The following is a 21612-nucleotide window of genomic DNA, read 5'->3' on the forward strand; positions in this document are numbered from 1 at the left end:
GAAATGGAAAGGCCGTTCTGTGAGAGAGGCGCGCTGCGCCGGCGGCGCCGTCGCCGACCTTCGATTCCAGACCCATTTCGCCCCCGCCAGTGGCCACGCCGCTGCATGCGGCCCAAGGGGTCGATAGTGAAGGGCGTTTGCCGACGCTGTGACTGAAGTCACAGCGACCCTTCGGCCAGCCGCCCCGTCCGCTTGGCGACATGCTGCTCGAGGATCGCCAGCCCGTCATAGATCAGCACGGCGAGCAGCGCGACGATGATGCCGCCCTGCAGGATGAACGAGGTGTTGGAGGTCAAGAGGCCCGCGATGATCACTTCGCCGAGCCCCTTCGCCGCCACCGTCGAGCCGATCGTCGCCGTGCCCATGTTGATCACCACCGACAGGCGGATGCCGGCCAGGATCACGGGAAGCGCCAGCGGCAGCTCGACCCGGAACAATTGTTGCGACGGACTGAGGCCCATGCCGCGCCCCGCCTCGACGATGTTCTCCGGCACTTCCTTGAGCCCGGTGATCGTGTTCTCGAAGATCGGCAGCAGGCCGTAGAGGACGAGCGCGATCAGGGTCGGCCTGACGCCGAAGCCGACCACCGGCACGGCGAGCGCCAGGACGGCGACGGGCGGGAAGGTCTGGCCGATATTGACCAGGCTCCTCGTCAGCGGCAGGAACTCCGCCCCCATCGGCCGCGTCACGAACACCCCCATCACGAGCGCCAGCGCGGCGCCGATCACGCTCGCCACCGCGACGAGCGCGAGATGGGCGAGCGTCAGGCTGAGCAGGCTCGACTGGGTGTAGATCACCGGCGCGTTGTTCTCGGTGAACGGCTTCAGGATCGGCTCGAACCATTCGGGCCGAAGCACGAGCGCGAGGAGCAGCGCCAGCGCCGCGAGGCGGGCGAGCGGGCCGACGAACCGCCTCATCTCGGACTGCTCGCTGCCGGACCGCTTGCCGGCAGGCCGCCGGTCGGGCCGCCGGCATGCGCGATCAGCGCGGCGAGCGAGATCCGGCCGCGGGCGCTGCCGTCGCTGGCGGTGACGGGGAGGGCGTCGCGCTGCTGCCAGAGCAGCTCGGAAAGCGCGTCGCGCAGGGTCGCGGTTTCGAGGATGGGCGGCCCCTCCGCCGTGCCGGGCTCGACGATCTGCGAGACCGGCGCGAGCGAAAGCAGCCGGAACGGCCGGTCGACGCCATCGACCAGCCGGGCGACGAAGCCGGGCGCCGGCCGGGCGAGGATCTCGGTCGGCGTCGCGTATTGCAGCAGCTTGCCCTTGTCCATCACGGCGATCCGGTCGCCGAGATGGATCGCTTCCTCCATGTCGTGGGTGACGAGCACGACGGTGATGCCGAGCCGCTGCTGGACCGCGAGGAGATCCTCCTGCGCCTTGGCGCGGATGATCGGGTCGAGCGCGCCGAACGGCTCGTCCATCAGCAACAGGCCGGGCTCGGCGGCGAGCGCGCGGGCGACGCCGACGCGCTGCTGTTCGCCGCCGGAGAGCTGATGCGGGAATTTCTCGCGGAAATCGGCCGGCTTCATGCTGAAGAGGGTCAACAGCTCGTCGACGCGCCTGGCTATGCGGGCGGAATCCCAGCCGAGCAGCGTCGGCACGGTGGCGATGTTGCGGGCGACCGTCCAGTGCGGGAACAGGCCGTTGCCCTGGATGACATAGCCGATGCCGCGCCGGAGCTCCTCGCCGGAGACAGCGGCGGTGTCCTTGCCGTCGATCAGGATCGTGCCGGCGGAAGGCTCGATCAGCCGGTTGATCATGCGGAGCGTCGTCGACTTGCCGGAGCCCGACGTGCCGACGATCACCGTGATGGTGCCGCGTTCGACCGAGAGCGAGACGTCGTCGACGGCGATCTGGTCGCCGAAGCGGCGGCTGACATGTTCGAGTTCGATCAAAGCCGGCGCCTTTCGGAAAGCTCGATGGCCGCGTCGAGCAGGACGGCGGCGGTGAAGGCGAGCGCGATGGTGGGAACCGCGCCGAGCAGCACGAGGTCGGTGGCGGCCTGGCCGATGCCCTGGAACACGAAGGTGCCGAAGCCGCCGCCGCCGATCAGGGCCGCGATGGTGACGAGGCCGATGTTCTGCACCAGCACGATGCGGATGCCGGTGAGGATGACCGGCAGCGCCAGCGGCAGCTCGACCTGGAACAGGCGCTGGTGGCGGGTCATGCCCATGCCCTCGGCCGCCTCGACCACCGAGCGGCGCACCTCGCCGAGGCCGACGACCGTGTTGGCGACGACCGGCAGCAGCGAATAGAGGAACAGCGCGATCAGCGCCGGCGCCGTGCCGATGCCGCGGATGCCGAGCGAGGCGGCGAGCGGCGACCAGGCGGCGAGCAGGCCGAGCGGGACGATCATCAGCCCGTACATCGCCATCGACGGCACGGTCTGGATGATGTTGAGGACGGGAAGCGTGATGCCGCGCAGCGTCGCGTTGCGGTGGCAGGCGACGCCGAGCGGCAGGCCGATGACGACGGCGGCGGCGAGCGAACCCAGCGCCAGTTCGATGTGTTTCGCCCCCTCGCGCCAGAACTTCTGCGAATTGGTGGCGTATTCCTTCAGGATCGACAGCCCGTCCCAGTGGCCGGAGCCGAGGATGACTGCCACCGCCACCACGGCGCCGGCGAGCATGGCGAGCCGCGCCAGCGGCCCGAGCCGGAGCTTGGCGATGGCGTCGGTGGTCATCACGGCGAAGGCGAAGGCCATCAGCCAGAAGCCGGAAGCCGGCGAGACGCGGGCATAGGTGTTTTCGGGTGGCACCACCGTCGCCGGCACGATGCCGATCAGCATGGCGAGCACGAGCAGCGAGACGATGCCGGTGGCGAGCCGGAGCAGCGCCCCGGTCCGGAGAACGGCGACGATGGTGGCGATCGACAGCACGCCGATCCCGATCGCCGCCCACAGTGTCGGCAGCGAGGCGGACAGGCTGAGGCCCTGGCCGGAGATGAGGCGATTGGGTTTCAGGGTCGCGAAGGGCTGCCAGTCCATGCCGAGCACGGCGATAACAGCAACGACGACGCCGACGCGGTCGAGGCGCGCGGTCAGGGGCTGGGCTGCGGTCTGGCTCGCTTCCGTCACGCCGGATGGCTCCCTCTCGTTGCAGAAGAGCTTAAGGGCAATTCGGCGTACCGCAAGGTTAACGCGAGGCTAACAGGCGAGCATGCTGTTAACAGCCGCCGGACGGCGTGGTTTCGACGCCGCCCGGGTTTCACGTGAAGCGGGTTTCGGCGCCCGGGCGCTACTTCACGAAGCCCTTCTGGGTCAGGAACGCCTTGGCGACGTCCTTGGCCGGCTCGCCGCCGACCTGGATGCGGCCGTTCAGCTCCTGCAACGTCTTCAGATCGAGCGCGGCGAACACCGGCTTCAGCGCTTCCTCGATCTTCGGGAACTTCTTCAACACTTCCTCGCGGATGATCGGCGCCGGGGCATAGACCGGCTGCACCGACTTGTCGTCGTCGAGCACGACGAGGCCGGCCGCCTGGATCGCGCTGTCCGTGCCATAGACCATGGCGGCGTTGACGCCATCGGTCTGCTCGGCCGCCGCCTTGATCGTCGCCGAGGTGTCGCCGCCGGAGAGGACCAGCAGCTGCTCGGGCTTCAGCGAGAAGCCATAGGCGGTCTGGAAGGCGGGAAGCGCCGCGGCGGAGTTCACGAACTCGGCCGAGCCGGCCAGCTTCACCTTGCCGCCGCCCGAGACCCACTTGCCGAAATCGCTCAGCGATTTCAGGCTGTTGGCACTCGCTACGTCGCCGCGAAGACCGATCGCCCAGGTGTTGTTGGCGGGCGAGGGCGACAGCCAGACGATCTTGTTGGCGTCATAGTCGAGCGTCTTCGCCGTCTCGTAGCCCTTGGCGGCGTCCTTCCAGAGCGGGTCGTCCGCCTTGTTGAAGAAGAATGCCGCGTTGCCCGTATATTCCGGGTAGATGTCGATTTCGCCGGCGGTGATCGCCTTGCGCACGACCGGCGTGCCGCCGAGCGAGATGCGGTCCTCGACCGTGATCCCGTTGGCCTCGAGCACCTGGGCGATGACGTTGCCGAGCAGCGTGCCCTCGGTATCGATCTTCGACGAGACGACGACATCGGCCGCGTGCGCCGCGCCGAGCGAGGCGAGGAGCGCGGTGGCGGCCGCAAGGGTCTTCAAGGCTTTCATGGCGGAATTCCTCTACTGTCGGTGGATCTGGCGGTTTGCTTTCTTCTTAGGGTTCCGCGCGCGTCAACGCGAGAAAATCAGCTCGTCCGTTGTGATGGATTCGTAGAAATTCCTGACTGTCTCCAAGAGCGCCGGCTGAAAAAGGTTGCGTTCGATGGTCTCGATGTCGAGCGACAGCGCGCGATCCTTGTGCAGGAACGCCACCTCGGAGCGGACGGAATCATAGACGGCGGCGACCAGGCCGGCCGGCTTCATCCCCTGCATGTCTAGCCCCTGCGCGGCGAGCAGCGCCTCGATCGCCGTCATCATCTTCAGCGCCGCGACCTGGCGGTTGAGCCGTTCGACGATCAGCGGCGCGAACATCGCCTCGTCCTCCATGCCGCCGGCGATCAGCAGCGGCATGGCGGAAACCGGCGCCAGCTCGCCCATGACGCGGCTGGCGAGGTCGCCGGCGAGCTTGACCAGCGGACCGAAGCCGGTGGCGTCGGTCGTCTCCGAGACGAGGTTGGCCGGCAGCACGCCGCGGCCGCCATTGGCGATCAGGACAATGCGGTTCAGGATATTGCGGGCGAGATGGGCGAGGCCGGGCCCGACGGATTGCAGCGTCAGCGCCAGTTCCAGCGGCAGAGAGCCGCCCGAGGCCATCGGAATGCCGTCGATGACGACGGGATTGTCGTCCGGCCGCGCCGTCGCCGCCTCGACGGCGGCCGCGGCGAAGGCGACCACGCCGGCCGAAGCGCCGAAGATCTGCGCGATCATGCGGAGGCTGAGCGGGTCGTGCAGATGGGTGGCGGGCGCCCATGGGAAGGCTTCGGCGACGGCGGTGAGCACGGTGCCGGCGGCGGCCTCCCGCGGCGAACCGATGCGGACGGCGACCCGCCAGGGCTCCGGCGACGCTCGCAGCGCCGCCGCCGCGCTCGAGCCTGTGGCCATGGCGACGCGCACCGTCTGCGCCGCGTCGATCAGCGTCGCCCCGGCGCTGGCGATGGTGAGCGCATTGGTGCTGACGGCGGAAAGCGCGTCCTTCAGGCGGAACACCAGCGGCGTCAGCCCGGCGGCGCGCAGCGCGTCGGCGGCCGATCTCAGTACGCCGCGATGGAATACCTGTCCCTCGCCGGCGAGCGCCGTCGCGACCTGGCTCATCAGCCCGATATCGGCGGCGCCGATCGAGCCGAGCCGCCGCACCACCGGTACGATGTCGGCGTCGAGGGCCGCCACATAGGCGCGCACCAGTTCCGGGCTGCAGCCGACCATGCCGGAAAGCGCGGTGTTGACGCGGATGGCGATGCCGGCGCGGACGATCTCCGGCGCGAGCGGCTCGCCGACGCCGAAATGATGGGCGCGGACCAAGTCGGTGCGATCGGCCGAGGCGGCCAGCGCGACGGCGCGATCCTTGATGGCGCCGACGCCGGTCGTGACGCCATAGAGCGGCCTTCCGCCCTCGACGGCGCCGCGCACCGCCTCATAGGCGGTCGCCACCTCGACGAGGCGGGTCTCGCAGGGAACGACATGCAGAAGACCGCGCCCGATCAGGGAGAGGGTCGAAAGGCGGAGGGCCGAGCCGTCCAGGGTCACGGTATCGCGAGGCGATGCCATCCGGTCGTCAGGGAGAGCTTCGGCGGCAGGCGGCATGATGTCCTTCGTCAGATGGAGAGTTGAAGCCCCGTCGCAGCTTAGCCGAAATTCGGCGCGATCAGCTATATCTGCCGATCCGCCAGGCCGGTTGCCGCGTCACCCCGGCGCAATTGATCCGCGCCGGGCGGGAGGCCATGATCGGCACCCGTTTCGACTCGAACCAAGCCAAGGATGAATGCCGTGAGCGACAGCCTGATCGACAGTTCCGACGTCGCCATTCCGATCCACGCGGTGGATCCGGAAGGGCTCGATGCGCTGCTGGCGTCGATCGGCGAGGTCGAGGCGGCCTGGGCGCGCTCGACCGGCTTCGACGCCGCGGCCGGCGCCGTCACCATCATCGCCGATGCGGGCGGCCGCATCGGCCGGGTGCTGTTCGGCCTCGGCCGCTCGGACAGGAGCCGCGCCGCGATGATCACCGGCAAGCTCTCGGCGATGCTGCCGCAGGGCGACTACCAGTTCGCCACCGAGCTGCCCGATCCGATGCTGGGCGCGGTCGGCTGGGCGCTCGGCAATTACCGCTTCGAGCGCTATAAGACCAATCTGTCGCCGATTCCCCGCCTCGTGGTGCCGCGCGGCGTCGACCCGGCTGAGGCGCGCGGCATGGCGCGGGCGATCACCATGGTCCGCGACCTGATCAACACGCCGGCGAACGATCTCGGCCCGGCGGAGCTGTCGCAGGCGATTCACGATCTCGGCGCGCGCTTCGGCGCCAAGGTCGGCGAGATCGTCGGTGACGAACTGCTTTCGGCCAACCTGCCGATGATCCATGCCGTCGGCCGCGCCGCCGACGTCGATCGCGAGCCGCGCCTGGTTGATCTCGTCTGGGGCAATCCCGCCCATCCCAAGGTCACGCTGGTCGGCAAGGGCGTCACCTTCGATACCGGCGGTCTCGACATCAAGCCGTCGAGCGGCATGCTGCTGATGAAGAAGGACATGGGCGGCGCCGCCAACACGATGGGCCTGGCGCACATGATCATGGAGGCGAAGCTGCCCGTCCGGCTGCGTCTCCTGGTGCCGACGGTCGAGAACGCGATCTCCGGCCCCGCCTTCCGGCCCGGCGACGTGCTGCGCTCGCGCGGTGGCGTCACGGTGGAGATCGGCAATACCGATGCCGAGGGGCGGCTGATCCTGGCGGACGCTCTGGCCGTCGCGGCGGAGGAGGATCCGGCTCTGCTGATCGACCTCGCGACCCTGACCGGCGCGGCGCGCGTCGCGCTCGGCCCCGAGATCCCGGCTGTCTACACGCATGACGAGGCGCTTGCTGCCGATCTCGCCCGCCATGCCGTCCAGCGCCTCGATCCACTCTGGCGGCTGCCGCTCTGGGCGCCCTATGAGGCGATGATCGATTCCAAGATCGCCGATATCAACAATGCCGGCGCCGGCGGCTTCGCCGGTTCGATCACGGCGGCGCTGTTCCTGGACCGTTTCGTTCCCAAGACGATCCCGTGGATCCATGGCGACATCTATGCCTGGAACGCGTCGAGCCGGCCCGGCCGGCCGGAGGGCGGCGAGGCGCAGACGATCCGCGCCCTGTTCGCCCTGATCCAGGAGCGATTCGGCACGGCATAGGAGCGGAATCGCAACCTTGTCTTGTGGAGGAGGCAGGCGGGCGCTTAGATAGATCGGATCCGAAACGATTGGATGAGGGGAGCCGTCCATGCCCGTCGAACTGCGTCCAACCCAGGCGCTGCGCCTCTGGCATGACGTGACGCTCGATCTGGTCCGCGACGGCGAGCACGATCTCTCGGCCCGCCAGATGGCCGTGCTGCTAACCGTCTATCTCGAGCTGCCGCCGCACACCGTGCGCGGTCTCGCCGCCAAGCTCGGCGTGACCAAGCCGGCGATCACCCGCGCGCTCGACACGATGGGGCGGCTCGGCCTCGTCAGCCGTCACCGCGATGCCAAGGATCGCCGCAATGTCGTGATCCAAAGGACCGTTGCCGGGGCGCTGGCGGTCGAACGCCTCGGCGATCTCGTCATCGCCCGCCACAAGGAACTGCCGCTTTGACGCTGGATCCCCGCATGCATGCCTACCGTCCGGATCTTGCGGATATCCGGTTGCAGGCACAGGTCGAGGCCGCGCGTTTCGTCGAGGGAGAACGGCGCCGTGTCGCCGCGCCGACCACGCCGATCCGCAGCGCGCCGCGCTCCGACGCGTCGATCAACAGCGAGGCGCTGCGCGGCGAGGTGGTGCGGGTGTTCGAGGAGACCGCCGAGGGCTGGGCATGGATCCAGCTCGAGACGGATTCCTATGTCGGCTTCGTCTCGTCGGATGCTCTTGCCGCCGTCGATCCCGCGCCGACTCATCACGTCACCGCGCTCCGTACCTTCGTCTACCCGGCCGCCGATCTCAAATTGCCTCCGGTGACGGCGCTGTCGATCGGCAGCCTGCTGACACTCGGCGGCGAGGCGGAGACACGCGGCACGCGCTATCGCTGGCTGGCGGATGGCAGCGGCACCGTCATCGCCCGTCACGTCGCGGCGCTGGACGAGGCGGCAGCCCCCGATTTTGTCGCGGTCGCCGAGCGCTTCCTCGAAACGCCCTATCTCTGGGGTGGCCGGTCCGGCTTCGGGCTCGATTGCTCGGGGCTGGTGCAGGTCGCTCTGGCGGAGGCTGGCGTCCGGGTCCCTCGCGATACCGACCAGCAAGAGCAGGCGATCGGTTCGCGGGTCGAAAAAGGTATCGATGGCTCGCTCCGGCGGGGTGATCTCGTTTTCTGGAAAGGGCATGTCGGCATCTTGCGAGATTCCGAAACGCTGCTGCATGCAAGTGGCCTGCAGATGGTCGTCGTTTCGGAACCGCTGGCGGATGTTCTTGGGCGCTATGCCGGTATAGGCCTCGTCGCAACTACCGTTCGACGCCCCTGATCCTAACCGTAACCCTGCCGCTTCCTTACTTCTTCGTAATCAGGGCGATCTGGCCTCCCGCTTGAGGCAGGTCAATGCTATTGGCTCGCCACGGTTTAGAACCGTTTGAAACACTTCGTTCGGGGCGATCGGGGCGCAGGACGATGGGGTCGGCGATGCAAAGAACCGCCAAATATATCGAGGAGCTGTCGGGTCAGCTGAGCCAACTCGCTCAGCAACATGGCCTCCAGGACCTGGCCTATCTGCTCAAGCTGGCCTCGGAGGAGGCCAGGGCGAACGTAGAGCGGGCCGCGGAGGGACTGCCGTCCGCGTCGGGCGAGACGCGCGGCTAGGTTCCGGATCGAGAAAGGTCGTCGGCGTGCCCCCCGGTTCGCCGGCACCCTCCGGAGCGCTTCATGGAAACGTGAAGCGCTCCAATTTTTTCAGATAGCGCGTTGGTTAGTAGCCGCGCGTGACATCGACCAGATTGCCGAGCGGCTTTCCGGCCTCGAAATCGAGGATCTGTCGATGGATGCCGACTGCGAGCACGCTTGCCTCGCTGGAAGCGGCGACATGCGGCGTCACGACCACGCGCGGGTGGCCCCAGAACGGGCTGTCGGCGGCGAGCGGCTCCGGCTCGAACACGTCGAGGCTGGCGCCGATCAGGCGGCCGTCGTCGAGCGCGGCGAGGATGTCGGCGTCGACCTGCAGCCCGCCGCGGCCGGCATTGATCAGCACCGGCCCGCCGAGCGCGCCGTTCCTGGCAAGCCGATCGAACACCGAGGCGTTGAGGATGCCGCGCGTATCCGGCGTCAGCGGCACCAGCGCGACGAGGATGTCGGTGCGGCCGAGGAAGGCGGTGAGGCCGTCTTCGCCGTGGAAGCACTCGATGCCGGCAATGTCCTTGGCCGAGCGGCTCCAGCCGGCGACCTGGAAGCCGAGGCGGGCGAGCACTTCCGCCGCATCGCGTCCGAGCTCGCCTAGGCCCATGATGCCGACGCGGACATCGTGCGCGACCGGCTGGCGCAGCTCGCGCCACTGATGTGCCGCCTGCTGGCGCGTATAGGCGAGGTGCTGGCGATGATGCAGCAGAACCTGCAGCGTCACCCATTCCGTCATGCGGGTCGTCAGGTCCGCATCGACGACGCGGACGATCGGCACGTCGGGCAGGGCTGTGTTGCCGACGACATGATCGACGCCGGCGCCGAGCGAGAACACCGCCTTGAGGTTGGGAAGATCGGCAAAGGCTTCCGCCGGCGGACGCCAGGCCAGCACATAGTGGATGGCGGCCCGGTCCGGCACGTCCGGCCAGATCGCCAGCGGCCGCTCCGGCTCGCTCGCGAAGGGCTCCGCCCACGGCTCCGGCGCCCAATTGCCGGAGGCGATCAGGACGCCGGGCAGAACGGTCTTGTCGGTCATTGCGAAACGATGCCTTCCGGGGCCGTCTCGATCGAGAAGGCGGCTGCGATCAGGGCGCGGGTATAGTCGGTTTCCGGCGTGGTGAAGATCTTCTCCGAGGCGCCGCGCTCGACCACCTTGCCGCCGCGCATGACGACGACCTCGTTGGCGAGCGCGCGCACCACTTTGAGATCGTGGCTGATGAACAGATAGGCGAGGCCATGCCGCTTCTGCAGGTCGCGCAGGAGGTCGACGACCTGCGCCTGCACGGACATGTCGAGCGCCGACGTCGGTTCGTCGAGCATGACGAATTGCGGCTCCAGCACCATGGCGCGGGCAATCGCGATGCGCTGGCGCTGGCCGCCGGAGAATTCGTGCGGATAGCGGTGGCGGGTCGCCGGGTCGAGGCCGACTTCCTCCAACCCCTGCGCCACCTTCCGCTCCCGCTCTCGGTACGAGAGCTGCGGCTCGTGCACGCGAAGCCCCTCGGCGACGATCTCGCCGACCGACATGCGCGGGCTGAGCGAGCCGAACGGATCCTGGAAAACGATCTGCATGTGCCGGCGCAGTGGCCGCATGGCCTGGAAGCCACGGCCGTCGATGCGCTCGCCCTTGAAGTCGATCGCGCCCTTCGAGCTGATCAGCCGCATCATGGCGAGGCCGAGCGTCGTCTTGCCCGAGCCGGATTCGCCGACGACGCCGAGCGTCTGGCCGCGCCGGACGGCGACGTCGATGCCGTCGACCGCCTTGATGTTGTCGACCGTGCGCCGGAAGATGCCGCGCTTGATCGGGAACCAGACCTTGAGATCATGCGTCTGCACGACGACCGGTGCGCTGTCGTCGGCCGGCGGCGGCGCGCCCTTCGGTTCGGCCGCCAGCAGGTGCCTGGTGTAGCTGTGCTGCGGGTGGGCGAAGATTTCCTTCGTCGGCCCCTGTTCGACGATCTTGCCCTTGGTCATCACGCAGACCCGGTCGGCGATCTTGCGCACGATGCCGAGGTCATGGGTGATGAACAGCATCGCCATGCCGGTGCGGCCCTGGATCTCCTTCAGGAGCTTCAGGATCTGCGCCTGAACGGTGACGTCGAGCGCGGTGGTCGGCTCGTCGGCGATCAGCAGGTCCGGCTCGTTGGCAAGCGCCATCGCGATCATGACACGCTGGCGCTGGCCGCCCGAAAGCTGGTGCGGATAGGCGTTCAGGCGCTTTTCCGCGTCACGGATGCCGACCTCGACGAGCAACTCGAGGATACGCTTCTCCGCCGCCTTGCCAGACATGCCGCGATGGATCTTCAGGATCTCGCCGATCTGCTGCGAGATCGTGTGCAGCGGGTTGAGCGAGCTCATCGGCTCCTGGAAGATCATCGTGACGTCGTTGCCGCGCACCTTGCGCAACTCGCGGTCGCTGGCGGTCAGGAGGTCCTTGCCGTGGAGCAGGATGCGGCCGGTCGGGTGCTCGGCCGAAGGGTAGGGCAGCAGCTTCAATATGGAGAGCGCCGTCACCGACTTGCCGGAGCCGGATTCGCCGACCAGCGCGACGGTTTCGCCGCGCCCGACGGTGAACGAGATCCGGTCGACGGCGACGGTGCGCGTCTCTCCCTGCAGGAAGTGGACGGAGAGGTCCTCGACGGCGAGGAGCGGGGCGGTGCCGGGTTCGGCGGTCATGGTCTTTTCCGTCATCAGCCGAACGTCTTTCTGGGGTCGAACGCGTCGCGCACGGCCTCGCCGATGAAGACCAGCAGGCTCAGGATCACCGAGATGACGACGAAGCCGGTCAGGCCGAGCCAGGGCGCCTGAAGGTTGTTCTTGCCCTGCGCCAGCAATTCGCCGAGCGACGGCGAGCCCGGCGGCAGGCCGAAGCCTAGGAAGTCGAGCGAGGTCAGCGTCGTGATCGAGCCGTTCAGGATGAAGGGCAGGAAGGTCAGCGTCGCCACCATGGCGTTGGGCAGGACGTGGCGGACGATGATCGTCCGGTTCCTGACGCCGAGCGCCCGCGCCGCGCGCACATATTCGAAGTTTCGCGCCCGCAGGAATTCGGCGCGCACCAGCCCGACCAGCCGCACCCAGGAGAACAGGAGCAGGATGCCGAGGAGAACCCAGAAGCTCGGGACCAGAATCGAGGCCATGATCAAGAGGATGTAGAGCTCGGGCAGCGAGGTCCAGATGTCGATGAAGCGCTGGAAGATCAGGTCGAGCCAGCCGCCGAAATAGCCCTGAACCGCGCCGGCGAGGATGCCGATCGCCGAGGAGACGACGGTGAGCACCAGGCCGAACAGCACGGACAGGCGCACGCCATAGAGCAGGCGCGCGACGACGTCGCGGCCCTGGTCATCGGTGCCCATCCAGTTGAAGTTGCCGAGCGTGCAATTGGGGTCGGCGTCGCCGAGCGGATAGGCGCGGCAGCGGTCTTCCTTCGGGATCATCCACCAGGGCGGGGCGGGCGCCGGCGTCGCCATGTCGTTGTTGACGGTGTCGTAGGAATAGCGGATCGGCGGCCAGATCATCCAGCCATTGGCGTTGATCTCTTCCTGGATGAAGGGATCGCGGAAATTGGTGGTCGCCAGGAAGCCGCCGAACTTCTCCTCCGGATAGTCGGTGAAGACCGGCAGCAGCAATTCGCCCTTGTAGGAGGCGACCAGCGGCCGGTCGTTGGCGATGAAGTTGGAGCAGAGCGTCAGCCCGAACAACGCCAGGAAAATCCAGAGCGACCAGTATCCGCGCCGGTGCGCCTTGAAATTGCGCCAGCGGCGGAGGTTGAGCGGCGAGAGCGCCAGGCGGCGCGGCTCGATTTCGCGGGCCTGGGCGGAAACATCGGTCACGTCAGACATCCCGCCGTTCGAAATCGATGCGCGGATCGATCCAGGTGTAGGTCAGGTCGGAGAGCAGGCCGATGACGAGCCCCATGAGCGAGAAGATGAAGAGGGTGGCGAACACGACGGGATAGTCGCGGTTGATCACGGATTCGAAGCCGAGCAGGCCGAGGCCGTCGAGCGAGAAGATCGTCTCGATCAGCAGCGATCCGGCAAAGAAGGATGTGATGAACGCACCGGGGAAGCCGGCGATGACGATCAGCATCGCGTTGCGGAAGACATGGCCGTAGAGCACCTTGCGCTCCGACAGCCCCTTGGCGCGCGCGGTGACGACATATTGCTTGCGGATCTCGTCGAGGAACGAGTTCTTGGTCAAAAGCGTCGTCGTCGCGAAGGCGGAAAGCGACATGGCGATGATCGGCAGCGTGATGTGCCAGAAATAGTCGACGATCTTGCCGCCGAGCGACAGGCTGGAGAAATTGTCCGAGGTCAGGCCGCGCAGCGGGAACCAGTCGAAGAAGCTGCCGCCGGCGAACAGCACCACCAGCAGGATGGCGAACAGGAAGCCGGGGATCGCATAGCCGACGACGATCACGGCCGAGGTCCAGATGTCGAAGCGGGCGCCATCGCGCACCGCCTTGGCGACGCCGAGCGGGATCGAGATGCCGTAGGAAATCAGGGTCATCCATAGCCCGAGCGAGATCGAGACCGGCATCTTCTCCTTGATCAGCTCGATCACGCTGATGTCGCGGAAATAGCTCTGGCCGAAGTCGAAGCGGATATAGTTCCAGAGCATCAGGCCGAAGCGCTCCAGCGGCGGCTTGTCGAAGCCGAACTGCTTTTCAAGCTTGGCGATGAATTCGGGATCGAGGCCCTGCGCGCCGCGATATTTCGAGGAGACGGGCGCGCTTCCCAGAGTCCGGTCCTGCCCGCCCATGCCGGCATCGGCGCCACCGCCACCGCCGATCCGGTTGGTCGCGGAAACGTCATTGCCCTGCAACTGGGCGATGACGCGCTCGACAGGACCGCCGGGCGCGAACTGCACGATGATGAAGCTGATCGCCATGATGCCGAAGATCGTCGGGATCATCAGCAGGATGCGTCGAAAGATATAGGCTGCCATCTGTCTCCCGCCCTAGCCGGCCTTGCCGATGGCGGCGGCCTTGGCGTCGTCCTGCCACCATGTCGTTTCCGGCGAAAAGCCGTAGTCCGGCTTTGTCGCCGGCCAGCCGAACATATCCCAGATGGCGACGCGATGCGCCGTCGAAAGCCAGGCCGGGAACCAGATATGCAGGGATCTGAGCACGCGGTCCAGGCTGCGCATCAGCGTCTCCAGCTCGGCGCGGTCCCGGACGTTGGCAGCCTTCGCCACCAGGGCGTCGACCACCGGATTCTTCAGCCCGGCCAGGTTGGAGCCGCTCGGCAGATCGGCGCTGGCGGAACCGAAGATCTGTTCGATGCCGTCGATCGGCGTGGCGTCGAACATGATGCGATGCGCCATGATGTCGAAATCGAAGCTGTTCTTGCGGCTCTGGTACTGCGCGGCGTCGACCATGCGCATCGAGGCGTTGACGCCGATCGCCTTCAGATTGGCGATCAGGGGCGACAGCACGCGTTCGAACGCCTGCGACTGGATCAGGAATTCGAGCGTCAGCGTCTCGCCCGATGCATTGACCAGGTCGTTGCCTTTCCGTTGCCAGCCCGCATCCGCCAGCAGGGTGGCGGCCTGGCGCAGCAGCTTGCGATCGCGCCCGCTGCCGTCGGCCTCGGGCGGCATGACCGCCGTGCCGAAAACCTCGGCCGGCAGCTGGTCGCGGAACGGCTCTAGCAGCGCCAGTTCATCCGGGCCGGGCAAGCCGGAGGCGGCGAAATCCGACATCGCGAAGAAGGAGGTCGCCCGGACATAGAGGCCGAAGAACAGGTTCTTGTTGGTCCAGGGAAAATCGAGCGCCATGCCGATCGCCTGGCGGGTGCGCGGATCGGCGAACTTGGCGCGGCGCAGGTTGAAGAACCAGCCATACATGTCCGGCCGGCGTTCGGCCGCGAAGGACGGCTTCTGCACGCGGCCGTCGCGGGCGGCCGGAAAATCGTAGCCCGTCGCCCAGGTTTTGGACGAGACTTCTTCGCGGAACAGCAGTTCGCCCTTGGCGAAGGCCTGAAACTGCACCTCGTCGTCCTGGTAGAACTCGACGCGGATGCGGTCGAAATTGTAGGCGCCGACGGCCACCGGCAGGTCCCTGCCCCAATAGTCGGCGATGCGCTCATATTCGATCGAGCGGCCGGGGCTGATCTTGCCGACGCGATAGGGGCCGGACCCGAGCGGCGGGTCCATGGTCGAGGCCTCGAAATCGCGGCCGGCGTAGTAGGCCTTCGAGAAGATCGGCAGCGTCGAGGCGACGATCAGCGGCACCTTCCGGTTCTGCTTGCCGGAAAAGACCACGGTCACCTCGCGCGGATTGGTCGCTGTAACCGAGACCATATCGCGGATCGACTGCGAGATGTCGGGATGCCCCTTTTCCTTCAGCGTCTGGAACGAGAACACGACGTCGTCGGCGGTCAGCGCCGAGCCGTCGTTGAACTTCGCGTCATCGCGCAGGCGGAACACGTAGGTGTTGCCGTCTTCCGAGACAGCGACGCTTTCGGCGACGAGGCCGTAGACCGAGCTCGGTTCGTCGGAGGCTGCCGCCATCAGCGTGTCGAAGCAGAGCTCGATCCGCGGCGGCGCATCGCCCCGGAAGGTGAAGCCGTTCAGTGTGTTGAAGGTGTAGGCGTTCTGGTTGTAGTACCAGTTCGGTGCTGCGAAGACGAAGCTGCCGCCCTTTGGCGCGGCCGGGTTCAGATAGTCGAAATGCTTGAAATCACGCGGGTATTTCAGGTCGCCGAAGACGGAGAGCCCGTGCGAATTCGTGGACTCTGCCGCGATGGCGTGGAACGGCGGAAGGCCGATCATCGGCGCGATGGCGCCCGCCGCCGCCCCTGTGAGCAAGGCACGCCGCGTCAGACTCGGTCGGTGATGTGCGTCGTGCAACGGCCCGCCGCTCAAGGCTTGGCCCCCAGGGCCGCTGCCTTGGCCGGATCCACCCACCATGAATCAATGTCGATACCGACATATTCAGGCTGCTTCTCCGGGATGCCGAACTTGTTCCAGTAGGCGACGTTGATCGTGTCGCTGTACCACTGCGGCACGACGTAATAATTCCAGAGCAGCACTCGATCCAGCGCGTGCGTGGCGGCAACCAGCTCCTCGCGGTCCTTGGCATAGACGACGCGGTCGATCAGCTTGTCGACCGCCGGGTTCTTGATGCCCATCAGGTTGCGGCTGCCCTTCAGGTCGGCGGCGGCCGAACCCCAGAACTCGCGCTGCTCGTTGCCGGGCGAATGCGACTGGCCCATCACGGTCGAGACGACATCGAAATCGAAGTCGTTGATGCGGGCGATGTATTGGGCCGTGTCGACGATACGCAGGCTCGCATCGATGCCGATCCGCTTCAGATTCTGGATATACGGGTTCACGACGCGCTCGAAGGACGGGTCCGCCTCGAGGAATTCGATGGTGAAGGGCTGGCCGGTCTTTGCGTTGACGAGCTTGTTGTTCTTCAGAACCCAGCCGGCCTTCTCGAACAGTTGCAGCGCCGTGCGGAAGTTTTCCCGCAATGCCTGCGGCGTGTCGTTGACCGGTCCCTTGAATTCCTTGGTGAAGACTTCCGGCGGCACCTCGTCCCGAACCGTTTCGAGGATCTCCAGTTCCTGGCCCTGGGGCAGGCCGCTGGAAGCGAGGTCGATGCCGGCGAAGTAGCTGTTGATGCGCTTGTATTTGTCGAAGAACAGCGTCCGGTTCATCGTCTCGAAATCGAATACATAGTTCAGCGCTTCGCGGACGAGCGGGTCCTTGAATTGGTCGCGGCGCTGATTGAGCACATAGCCCTGCATGCGCCCCGAGGAAGCGATCGGATAGGAGTGCAGGATGACATTTCCGCGCTTCACGGCCGGGAAATTGTACTCCTGAATCCAGCGCGCGATGCGGTTCTCCTGGCGGATATCGTCAAGGCCGCCTTTCTGGAAGGCCTGCCACGCCGCGTTGGGGTCGCGGTAATAGTCGATGACCACCCGATCGTAGTTGTTGCGGCCGAGCTGCGTCGGCAGGTCCTTGGCCCAATAGTCGGGAACGCGGGCCCAAGTGATCCGCTGACCGGCACTGATCGAATCGATCTTGTAGGGGCCGGAGCCGAGCGGGAGTTCGAGCGTCGATTTCGTGACGTCGCGCTTCTTGCCGCTTGCGTCGGTGCCCTCCCACCAGAGCTTCGGCAGCACGACCATTTCGCCCATGATGTTCGGGAGTTCGCGGTTGCCGCCCTTGTCGAAGGTGAAGGTCACTTCGCGCTCGCCCGTGGCCTCGGCCTTAACGACGTTGGCGTAGTATTTGTTGTGGAACGGGCTCTGCGCCTTCAGCGTATTGAAAGTCCAGACGACGTCGTCCGTCGTGATCGGGGTGCCGTCATGCCAGCGCGCCGCCGGATTGAGGCGGAACTTCACCCAGCTGTAATCGTCCGGATAGCTGAGTGCCTCTGCGATCAGCGGATAGCCCGTGCCGGGTTGGTCGGTCGCGGTGTCCATCAGCGTGTCGTAGAGCCGGCCGCCGCCGGTCTGCGACAGGCCCGCCGCCGGGCTGCCCTGGACAATATAGGGATTGAGGCTGTCGAACGTGCCGACGGCCGCCTGGTTCAGCGTGCCGCCCTTGGGCGCGTCGGGGTTGACGTAGTCGTAATGCTTGAAGCCGTCTTCGTATTTCGGCTTGCCGATGAGCGAGGTCGATGTGCGCCAGACGTCGTCCGCTTTCGCACCTGTTGTCGCGGGCAGCAGGAGCGACAGGCTGAGCAGGGCGGCGGCGGCAAGCTTCATCGGCGATTCTCCGGCTGGTTACGCTCATTACTAAGGCGGATCGCGCGAAGGGCAACTCCCGCGTGACCGCATGCAACCGACTTGGCAATAGAAAAAGGCCGGAGAGTGATCTCCGGCCTTTCGAAATTGTCGCAGGGATGTGCGGGGCTTAGTGCGCCGCGGGCTGCTCGGCAGGTGCCGGAGCGGCCGGGGTCGGCTCGGCTGCGGGAGCCGGAGCCGCCGGAGCGGGCTCTGCGGCCGGAGCCGCGGGGGCTGCCGGTGCAGGCTCGGCGGCCGGTGCAGCCGGCGCCGGTTCGGCAGCAGCCGGTGCAGCGGGAGCCTCGGCGGCGGCCGGTGCGGCCTCTGCCGGAGCGGCAGCCTCCGGTGCCGGCAGTGGGGCCGGCTCATGCGACAGCGTGCGCAGGTAGGCGATCAGGTTGGCGCGATCTTCCGGCTTGGCGAGACCGGCGAAGCCCATTGCCGTGCCCGGCATGTCGGCCTTCGGGTTCTTCAGGAAGTGGTAGAGGTGCTCGTAGGTCCACTTCTTGCCTTCGTCATGCGCGGCCTGCAGCGGGGCGGAATACTTGAAGCCCTCGGCCGAGCCGATCTGACGGTCGATCACGTTGTAGAGGTCCGGGCCGACCTTGGCGCCGGCACCCTCGACGAAGTTGTGGCAGGCGGCGCACTTCTTTGCGACGGCCGCGCCGGCATCGACATTGGCGCTGGCCAGAAGGGTCGAGATCGCGGGATCCTGCGCGGCTGCCGGTGCGGCGCCGCCCTCGGATGCCTCTTCGGCGACTTCGATGACGAAGCCGGGCTTCTCCGGGACGGCAGGTGAATAGATCACTCCCGAGAAGATGCTCAGCGACATCACAACCAGAAGCGTAAACAGGATCGCACCGACGATCTTGTTGAGCTCGAAAGAATCCATCGGTCTTGGCCCCAGACGCTTCGAATAGACGATAGGGGTCGGCAGCCGCCTCGGCGCCATCGCCCCCGCATGTGGCGCGGAAACTACAAGCTTTCCAGTGTTGGGTGCAATACGTATGAACGCTTCCAGATTGAGACGTTTTGACACCTGCATGCCCTTCATCGGGCAAATATGAGGAAAACCCCGATGTCTTCCGCCTCCGAGGCCCTGGTGCTTATCCCCGCCCGCATGGCGGCGACGCGGCTTCCGGGCAAGCCTTTGGCCGATATTCACGGCGTTCCGATGATCGTCCATGTCTGGCGCCGCGCCAGCGAGGCGAAGATCGGGCCGGTGGTGGTCGCGACCGACGACGCCGGTATCGCCGAGGCCGTGCGCGCCGCAGGCGGCGAGGCGGTGATGACCCGTGCCGATCACGAGAACGGTTCCGCGCGCATTCATGAGGCGGTGGCGATCCTCGATCCGGCTCGGCGCTACGACGTCATCGTCAACGTGCAGGGCGACCTGCCGACGATCGAGCCGGCCTCGGTCGCCGCCTGCTTCGCGCCGCTTGCTGATTCGGCCGTCGACATCGCTACGATCGCCGCGGTGATCGATCGCGACGAGGACCGCACCAACGAGAACGTCGTGAAGATCGTCGGGTCGCCGCTCACGGAGAAACGCCTGCGGGCGCTCTACTTTACCCGCGCCACCGCGCCCTGGGGCCCGGGGCCGTTGCTGCACCATATCGGGCTCTACGCCTATCGCCGCGCCGCCCTCGACCGCTATGTCGCGCTGCCGCCTTCGACGCTGGAAAAGCGCGAAAAGCTGGAGCAGTTGCGGGCGCTCGAGGCCGGCATGCGCATCGACGTCGCTCTCGTTGACGCCGTGCCGCTCGGTGTCGATACTCCGGCCGATCTGGAAAGGGCGCGCGCCCTGCTGGCCGTCCCGCACGGCTCCTAGAACCGGCACTCTCGAACAGAAGTCCCAATCCCATGAAGAAGATCGTGTTCCAGGGCGAGCCTGGCGCCAACTCGCACATCGCCTGCGCCGACGTCTATCCCGACTACGAGGCCGTGCCGGCCGCCACCTTCGAGGACTGCTTCCAGGCGATCACGCGCGGCGACGTCGATCTCGCCATGATCCCGATCGAGAACTCGCTCGCCGGTCGCGTCGCCGACATCCACCATCTGCTGCCGGATTCGGGCCTGCACATCATCGGCGAATACTTCCTGCCGATCCGCTTCCAGCTGATGGCGCTGAAGGGCGCCACGCTGGAGACGATCAAGACGGTGGAAAGCCATGTGCATGCGCTCGGCCAGTGCCGCCGCATCCTCCGCGAGCACGGCTATCGCGCCATCGTCGCCGGCGACACGGCCGGCGCCGCCCGCGTGATTTCGGAAACCGACGACCTGACGCGGGCCGCGCTCGCGCCGCGCTTCGCCGCCGAGATCTACGGCCTCGACATCCTGGCCGAGAATGTCGAGGACGCCGCCCACAACACGACCCGCTTCGTCATCCTGTCGCGCGAGCCGCAGCCCGCCGCCTATGGTGCCGGCCCTGTCATCACCACCTTCGTCTTCCGCGTCCGCAACATTCCGGCCGCCCTCTACAAGGCGCTCGGCGGCTTCGCCACCAACGGCGTCAACATGACGAAGCTCGAAAGCTACCAGCTCGACGGCCGCTTCTCGGCGACGCGCTTTTATGTCGACGTCGAGGGCCATCCGGAGGATACGGGCCTCGCCCATGCGCTGGAGGAACTGGCGTTCTTCTCGGCCGAGCTGCGCATTCTCGGCGTCTATCCGGCGGCGCCGTTCCGCGCCGACATTGTCGAGCCCAGCTAGGAAGTTTTCGCGTGGTGGTCTAGCAGACCCTGACCCTCTCCCGCGCGGGAGAGGGGTGCGTCGGGGCCTTGGGCGCCCGGGCCGGCTTCAGCCGGCCTCCACCCAGGCCCGAATCAGCGTGTGGGCGATCGCCATGCGCGGCGGCGTCGAGAGGCCGTCCGGATGGTCGCCGTCCAGCATCGCGCGCGTTTCCTCGCGCGAAAACCAGCGGCAGTCCTCCAGCTCTTCCGTATCGGGGACGATCTCGGTCGAGGTCGCCTCGGCGATGCAGCCGATCATCAGCGACATCGGGAACGGCCAGGGCTGGCTGGCGTGATAGGCGACGCGGCCGATCTGGATGCCGGCCTCTTCCTGGATCTCGCGGCGGACCGCATCCTCGATCGTCTCGCCCGGCTCGATGAAGCCGGCGAGGCAGGAATAGGTGCCGGGCGCGAAGCGCGCCTGGCGCCCCATCAGGCAGCGGTCGCCATCGACCGCCAGCATGATCGCGACCGGGTCGGTGCGCGGGAATTTCTGGAGCCCGCAATTCGGACAGTCGCGGCGATAGCCGCCCTGCGCCATGGTCGAGCGCGTGCCGCAGCGGCCGCAGAAGCGGTTGGCGGCGTGCCAGTGCAGCAGGGCGCGCGCCTGCGCCAACGCGCCGAGCGTTCCCGGCTCGACCGTGTCGGACAGGATGCTGCCGGAATAGGCGTTGATCGCGAGCGTCCGCAGCGGCACTGCGTGGAAGGCGTCGACGTCGAACGACGTGTCGCTGCCGACGGTGGCGGCGATGCGCGGCGCGGAGTTGTCCCAGCCGAGCAGGATGGCGTCGTCCATCGCGGCGCCGAGCGCCTTGGCTTCCTTCAGCGTGAACAGGCTTTCGGCGGCGCCGCCGGAGCGAAGCATCGCCTCGTCGCCGCGCAGCAGGAACACCCGTGCGCCGGGATCGGCGAGGGCTGCGGCGAAGGTCGATTCGTTGCGCGCCTCGCTGCGGCGGTCGAGCGAATTGCCGGAAAAGCCGACGGTCGTGCTCGGCTCGACCGGCGGCAATCGATCAAAAAAACTGCGGGTCATGGTGCTGCTGTGGTGCTGGAAAGCGGGTCGGCGGGCGCCGACTCGAAAACAATCCGGTGATTACGCCACAGGGTTTCGGCCGGCGATAGCCCCTCCT

At 67.0% G+C, this 21612-nt stretch carries 19 protein-coding genes; 6 read left to right on the plus strand and 13 right to left on the minus strand.

Features of this window, described 5'->3' with window-relative positions; genetic code table 11:
- Positions 1 to 158: 158 nt before the first annotated feature.
- The 5 genes from WFK98_RS19810 to WFK98_RS19830 all read right to left on the minus strand — a co-directional run bounded on the left by WFK98_RS19810 (position 159) and on the right by WFK98_RS19830 (position 5743).
- Positions 159 to 917, minus strand: a complete 759-nt coding sequence (locus WFK98_RS19810; protein WP_336801414.1) for an ABC transporter permease — start codon at positions 915 to 917, stop codon at positions 159 to 161.
- A complete protein-coding gene (locus WFK98_RS19815) occupies positions 914 to 1894 on the minus strand; it encodes an ABC transporter ATP-binding protein (protein ID WP_266336902.1) in 981 nt (326 codons plus the stop codon). The genes WFK98_RS19810 and WFK98_RS19815 overlap by 4 nt, the downstream gene beginning before the upstream one ends.
- Entirely contained in the window at positions 1891 to 3042 is a 1152-nt protein-coding gene (locus WFK98_RS19820) for an ABC transporter permease (RefSeq protein ID WP_336801573.1), read from the minus strand. The genes WFK98_RS19815 and WFK98_RS19820 overlap by 4 nt, the downstream gene beginning before the upstream one ends.
- Positions 3043 to 3235: 193 nt before the next feature.
- Positions 3236 to 4147 carry a glycine betaine ABC transporter substrate-binding protein OsmF gene (gene osmF, locus WFK98_RS19825; RefSeq protein ID WP_336801415.1) on the minus strand — a complete coding sequence of 304 codons (912 nt, stop codon included), beginning with the start codon at positions 4145 to 4147 and terminating at the stop codon, positions 3236 to 3238.
- Between the two features lie 63 nt (positions 4148 to 4210).
- Positions 4211 to 5743, minus strand: coding sequence for an aromatic amino acid lyase (locus WFK98_RS19830; protein ID WP_336801416.1), 1533 nt, complete (start codon positions 5741 to 5743; stop codon positions 4211 to 4213).
- A 210-nt stretch (positions 5744 to 5953) separates the two neighbouring features.
- On the opposite strand from WFK98_RS19830, the gene WFK98_RS19835 reads away from it, so the two are divergent.
- The 4 genes from WFK98_RS19835 (at position 5954) to WFK98_RS19850 (ending at position 8982) form a co-directional block, all read left to right on the plus strand.
- A complete protein-coding gene (locus tag WFK98_RS19835) occupies positions 5954 to 7351 on the plus strand; it encodes a leucyl aminopeptidase family protein (protein ID WP_336801417.1) in 1398 nt (465 codons plus the stop codon).
- 88 nt (positions 7352 to 7439) lie between these two features.
- Positions 7440 to 7790 carry a MarR family winged helix-turn-helix transcriptional regulator gene (locus WFK98_RS19840; protein ID WP_266336906.1) on the plus strand — a complete coding sequence of 117 codons (351 nt, stop codon included), beginning with the start codon at positions 7440 to 7442 and terminating at the stop codon, positions 7788 to 7790.
- Between the two features lie 14 nt (positions 7791 to 7804).
- Complete coding sequence (locus tag WFK98_RS19845) at positions 7805 to 8650, plus strand: C40 family peptidase (RefSeq protein WP_336801418.1); 846 nt, start codon at positions 7805 to 7807, stop codon at positions 8648 to 8650.
- A 155-nt stretch (positions 8651 to 8805) separates the two neighbouring features.
- Positions 8806 to 8982 (plus strand): hypothetical protein, encoded by a 177-nt coding sequence (locus tag WFK98_RS19850; RefSeq protein ID WP_266336908.1) that lies wholly within the window; start codon positions 8806 to 8808, stop codon positions 8980 to 8982.
- Positions 8983 to 9088: 106 nt separating this feature from the next.
- Here WFK98_RS19850 and WFK98_RS19855 read toward each other — a convergent pair whose 3' ends face one another.
- The 7 genes from WFK98_RS19855 to WFK98_RS19885 form a co-directional block, all read right to left on the minus strand.
- Positions 9089 to 10048: a 2-hydroxyacid dehydrogenase gene (locus WFK98_RS19855; protein WP_336801419.1), complete on the minus strand. Its 960-nt coding sequence runs from the start codon at positions 10046 to 10048 to the stop codon at positions 9089 to 9091.
- A complete protein-coding gene (locus WFK98_RS19860; protein ID WP_336801420.1) occupies positions 10045 to 11688 on the minus strand; it encodes an ABC transporter ATP-binding protein in 1644 nt (547 codons plus the stop codon). Before WFK98_RS19860 ends, WFK98_RS19855 begins: the two co-directional genes overlap by 4 nt.
- Before the next feature lie 14 nt (positions 11689 to 11702).
- The gene (locus WFK98_RS19865) at positions 11703 to 12851 is read right to left on the minus strand and encodes an ABC transporter permease (RefSeq protein ID WP_336801421.1); all 1149 of its coding nucleotides are present in this window, start codon (positions 12849 to 12851) and stop codon (positions 11703 to 11705) included.
- The gene (locus WFK98_RS19870; protein ID WP_336801422.1) at positions 12844 to 13956 is read right to left on the minus strand and encodes a microcin C ABC transporter permease YejB; all 1113 of its coding nucleotides are present in this window, start codon (positions 13954 to 13956) and stop codon (positions 12844 to 12846) included. The genes WFK98_RS19865 and WFK98_RS19870 overlap by 8 nt, the downstream gene beginning before the upstream one ends.
- A 12-nt stretch (positions 13957 to 13968) precedes the next feature.
- On the minus strand, positions 13969 to 15819 hold the full coding sequence (locus WFK98_RS19875; protein ID WP_336801423.1) for an extracellular solute-binding protein: 1851 nt from the start codon (positions 15817 to 15819) through the stop codon (positions 13969 to 13971).
- A gap of 53 nt (positions 15820 to 15872) precedes the next feature.
- Positions 15873 to 17732 carry an extracellular solute-binding protein gene (locus WFK98_RS19880; protein WP_266336914.1) on the minus strand — a complete coding sequence of 620 codons (1860 nt, stop codon included), beginning with the start codon at positions 17730 to 17732 and terminating at the stop codon, positions 15873 to 15875.
- Between the two features lie 148 nt (positions 17733 to 17880).
- Positions 17881 to 18642 carry a c-type cytochrome gene (locus WFK98_RS19885; RefSeq protein WP_266336915.1) on the minus strand — a complete coding sequence of 254 codons (762 nt, stop codon included), beginning with the start codon at positions 18640 to 18642 and terminating at the stop codon, positions 17881 to 17883.
- Between the two features lie 186 nt (positions 18643 to 18828).
- Between WFK98_RS19885 and WFK98_RS19890 the strand changes: the two genes are divergently transcribed.
- Entirely contained in the window at positions 18829 to 19581 is a 753-nt protein-coding gene (locus WFK98_RS19890; RefSeq protein ID WP_336801424.1) for a 3-deoxy-manno-octulosonate cytidylyltransferase, read from the plus strand.
- Positions 19582 to 19613: 32 nt separating this feature from the next.
- Positions 19614 to 20462, plus strand: coding sequence for a prephenate dehydratase (locus WFK98_RS19895; RefSeq protein ID WP_266336917.1), 849 nt, complete (start codon positions 19614 to 19616; stop codon positions 20460 to 20462).
- Between the two features lie 87 nt (positions 20463 to 20549).
- On the opposite strand, the gene nudC is transcribed toward WFK98_RS19895, so the two are convergent.
- Complete coding sequence (gene nudC, locus WFK98_RS19900) at positions 20550 to 21515, minus strand: NAD(+) diphosphatase (RefSeq protein WP_336801425.1); 966 nt, start codon at positions 21513 to 21515, stop codon at positions 20550 to 20552.
- Positions 21516 to 21612: the final 97 nt, after the last annotated feature.

It is taken from the genome of Kaistia sp. MMO-174, assembly GCF_037147815.1.
In the GTDB taxonomy this organism is placed as follows: Bacteria; Pseudomonadota; Alphaproteobacteria; order Rhizobiales; family Kaistiaceae; genus Kaistia; species Kaistia nematophila.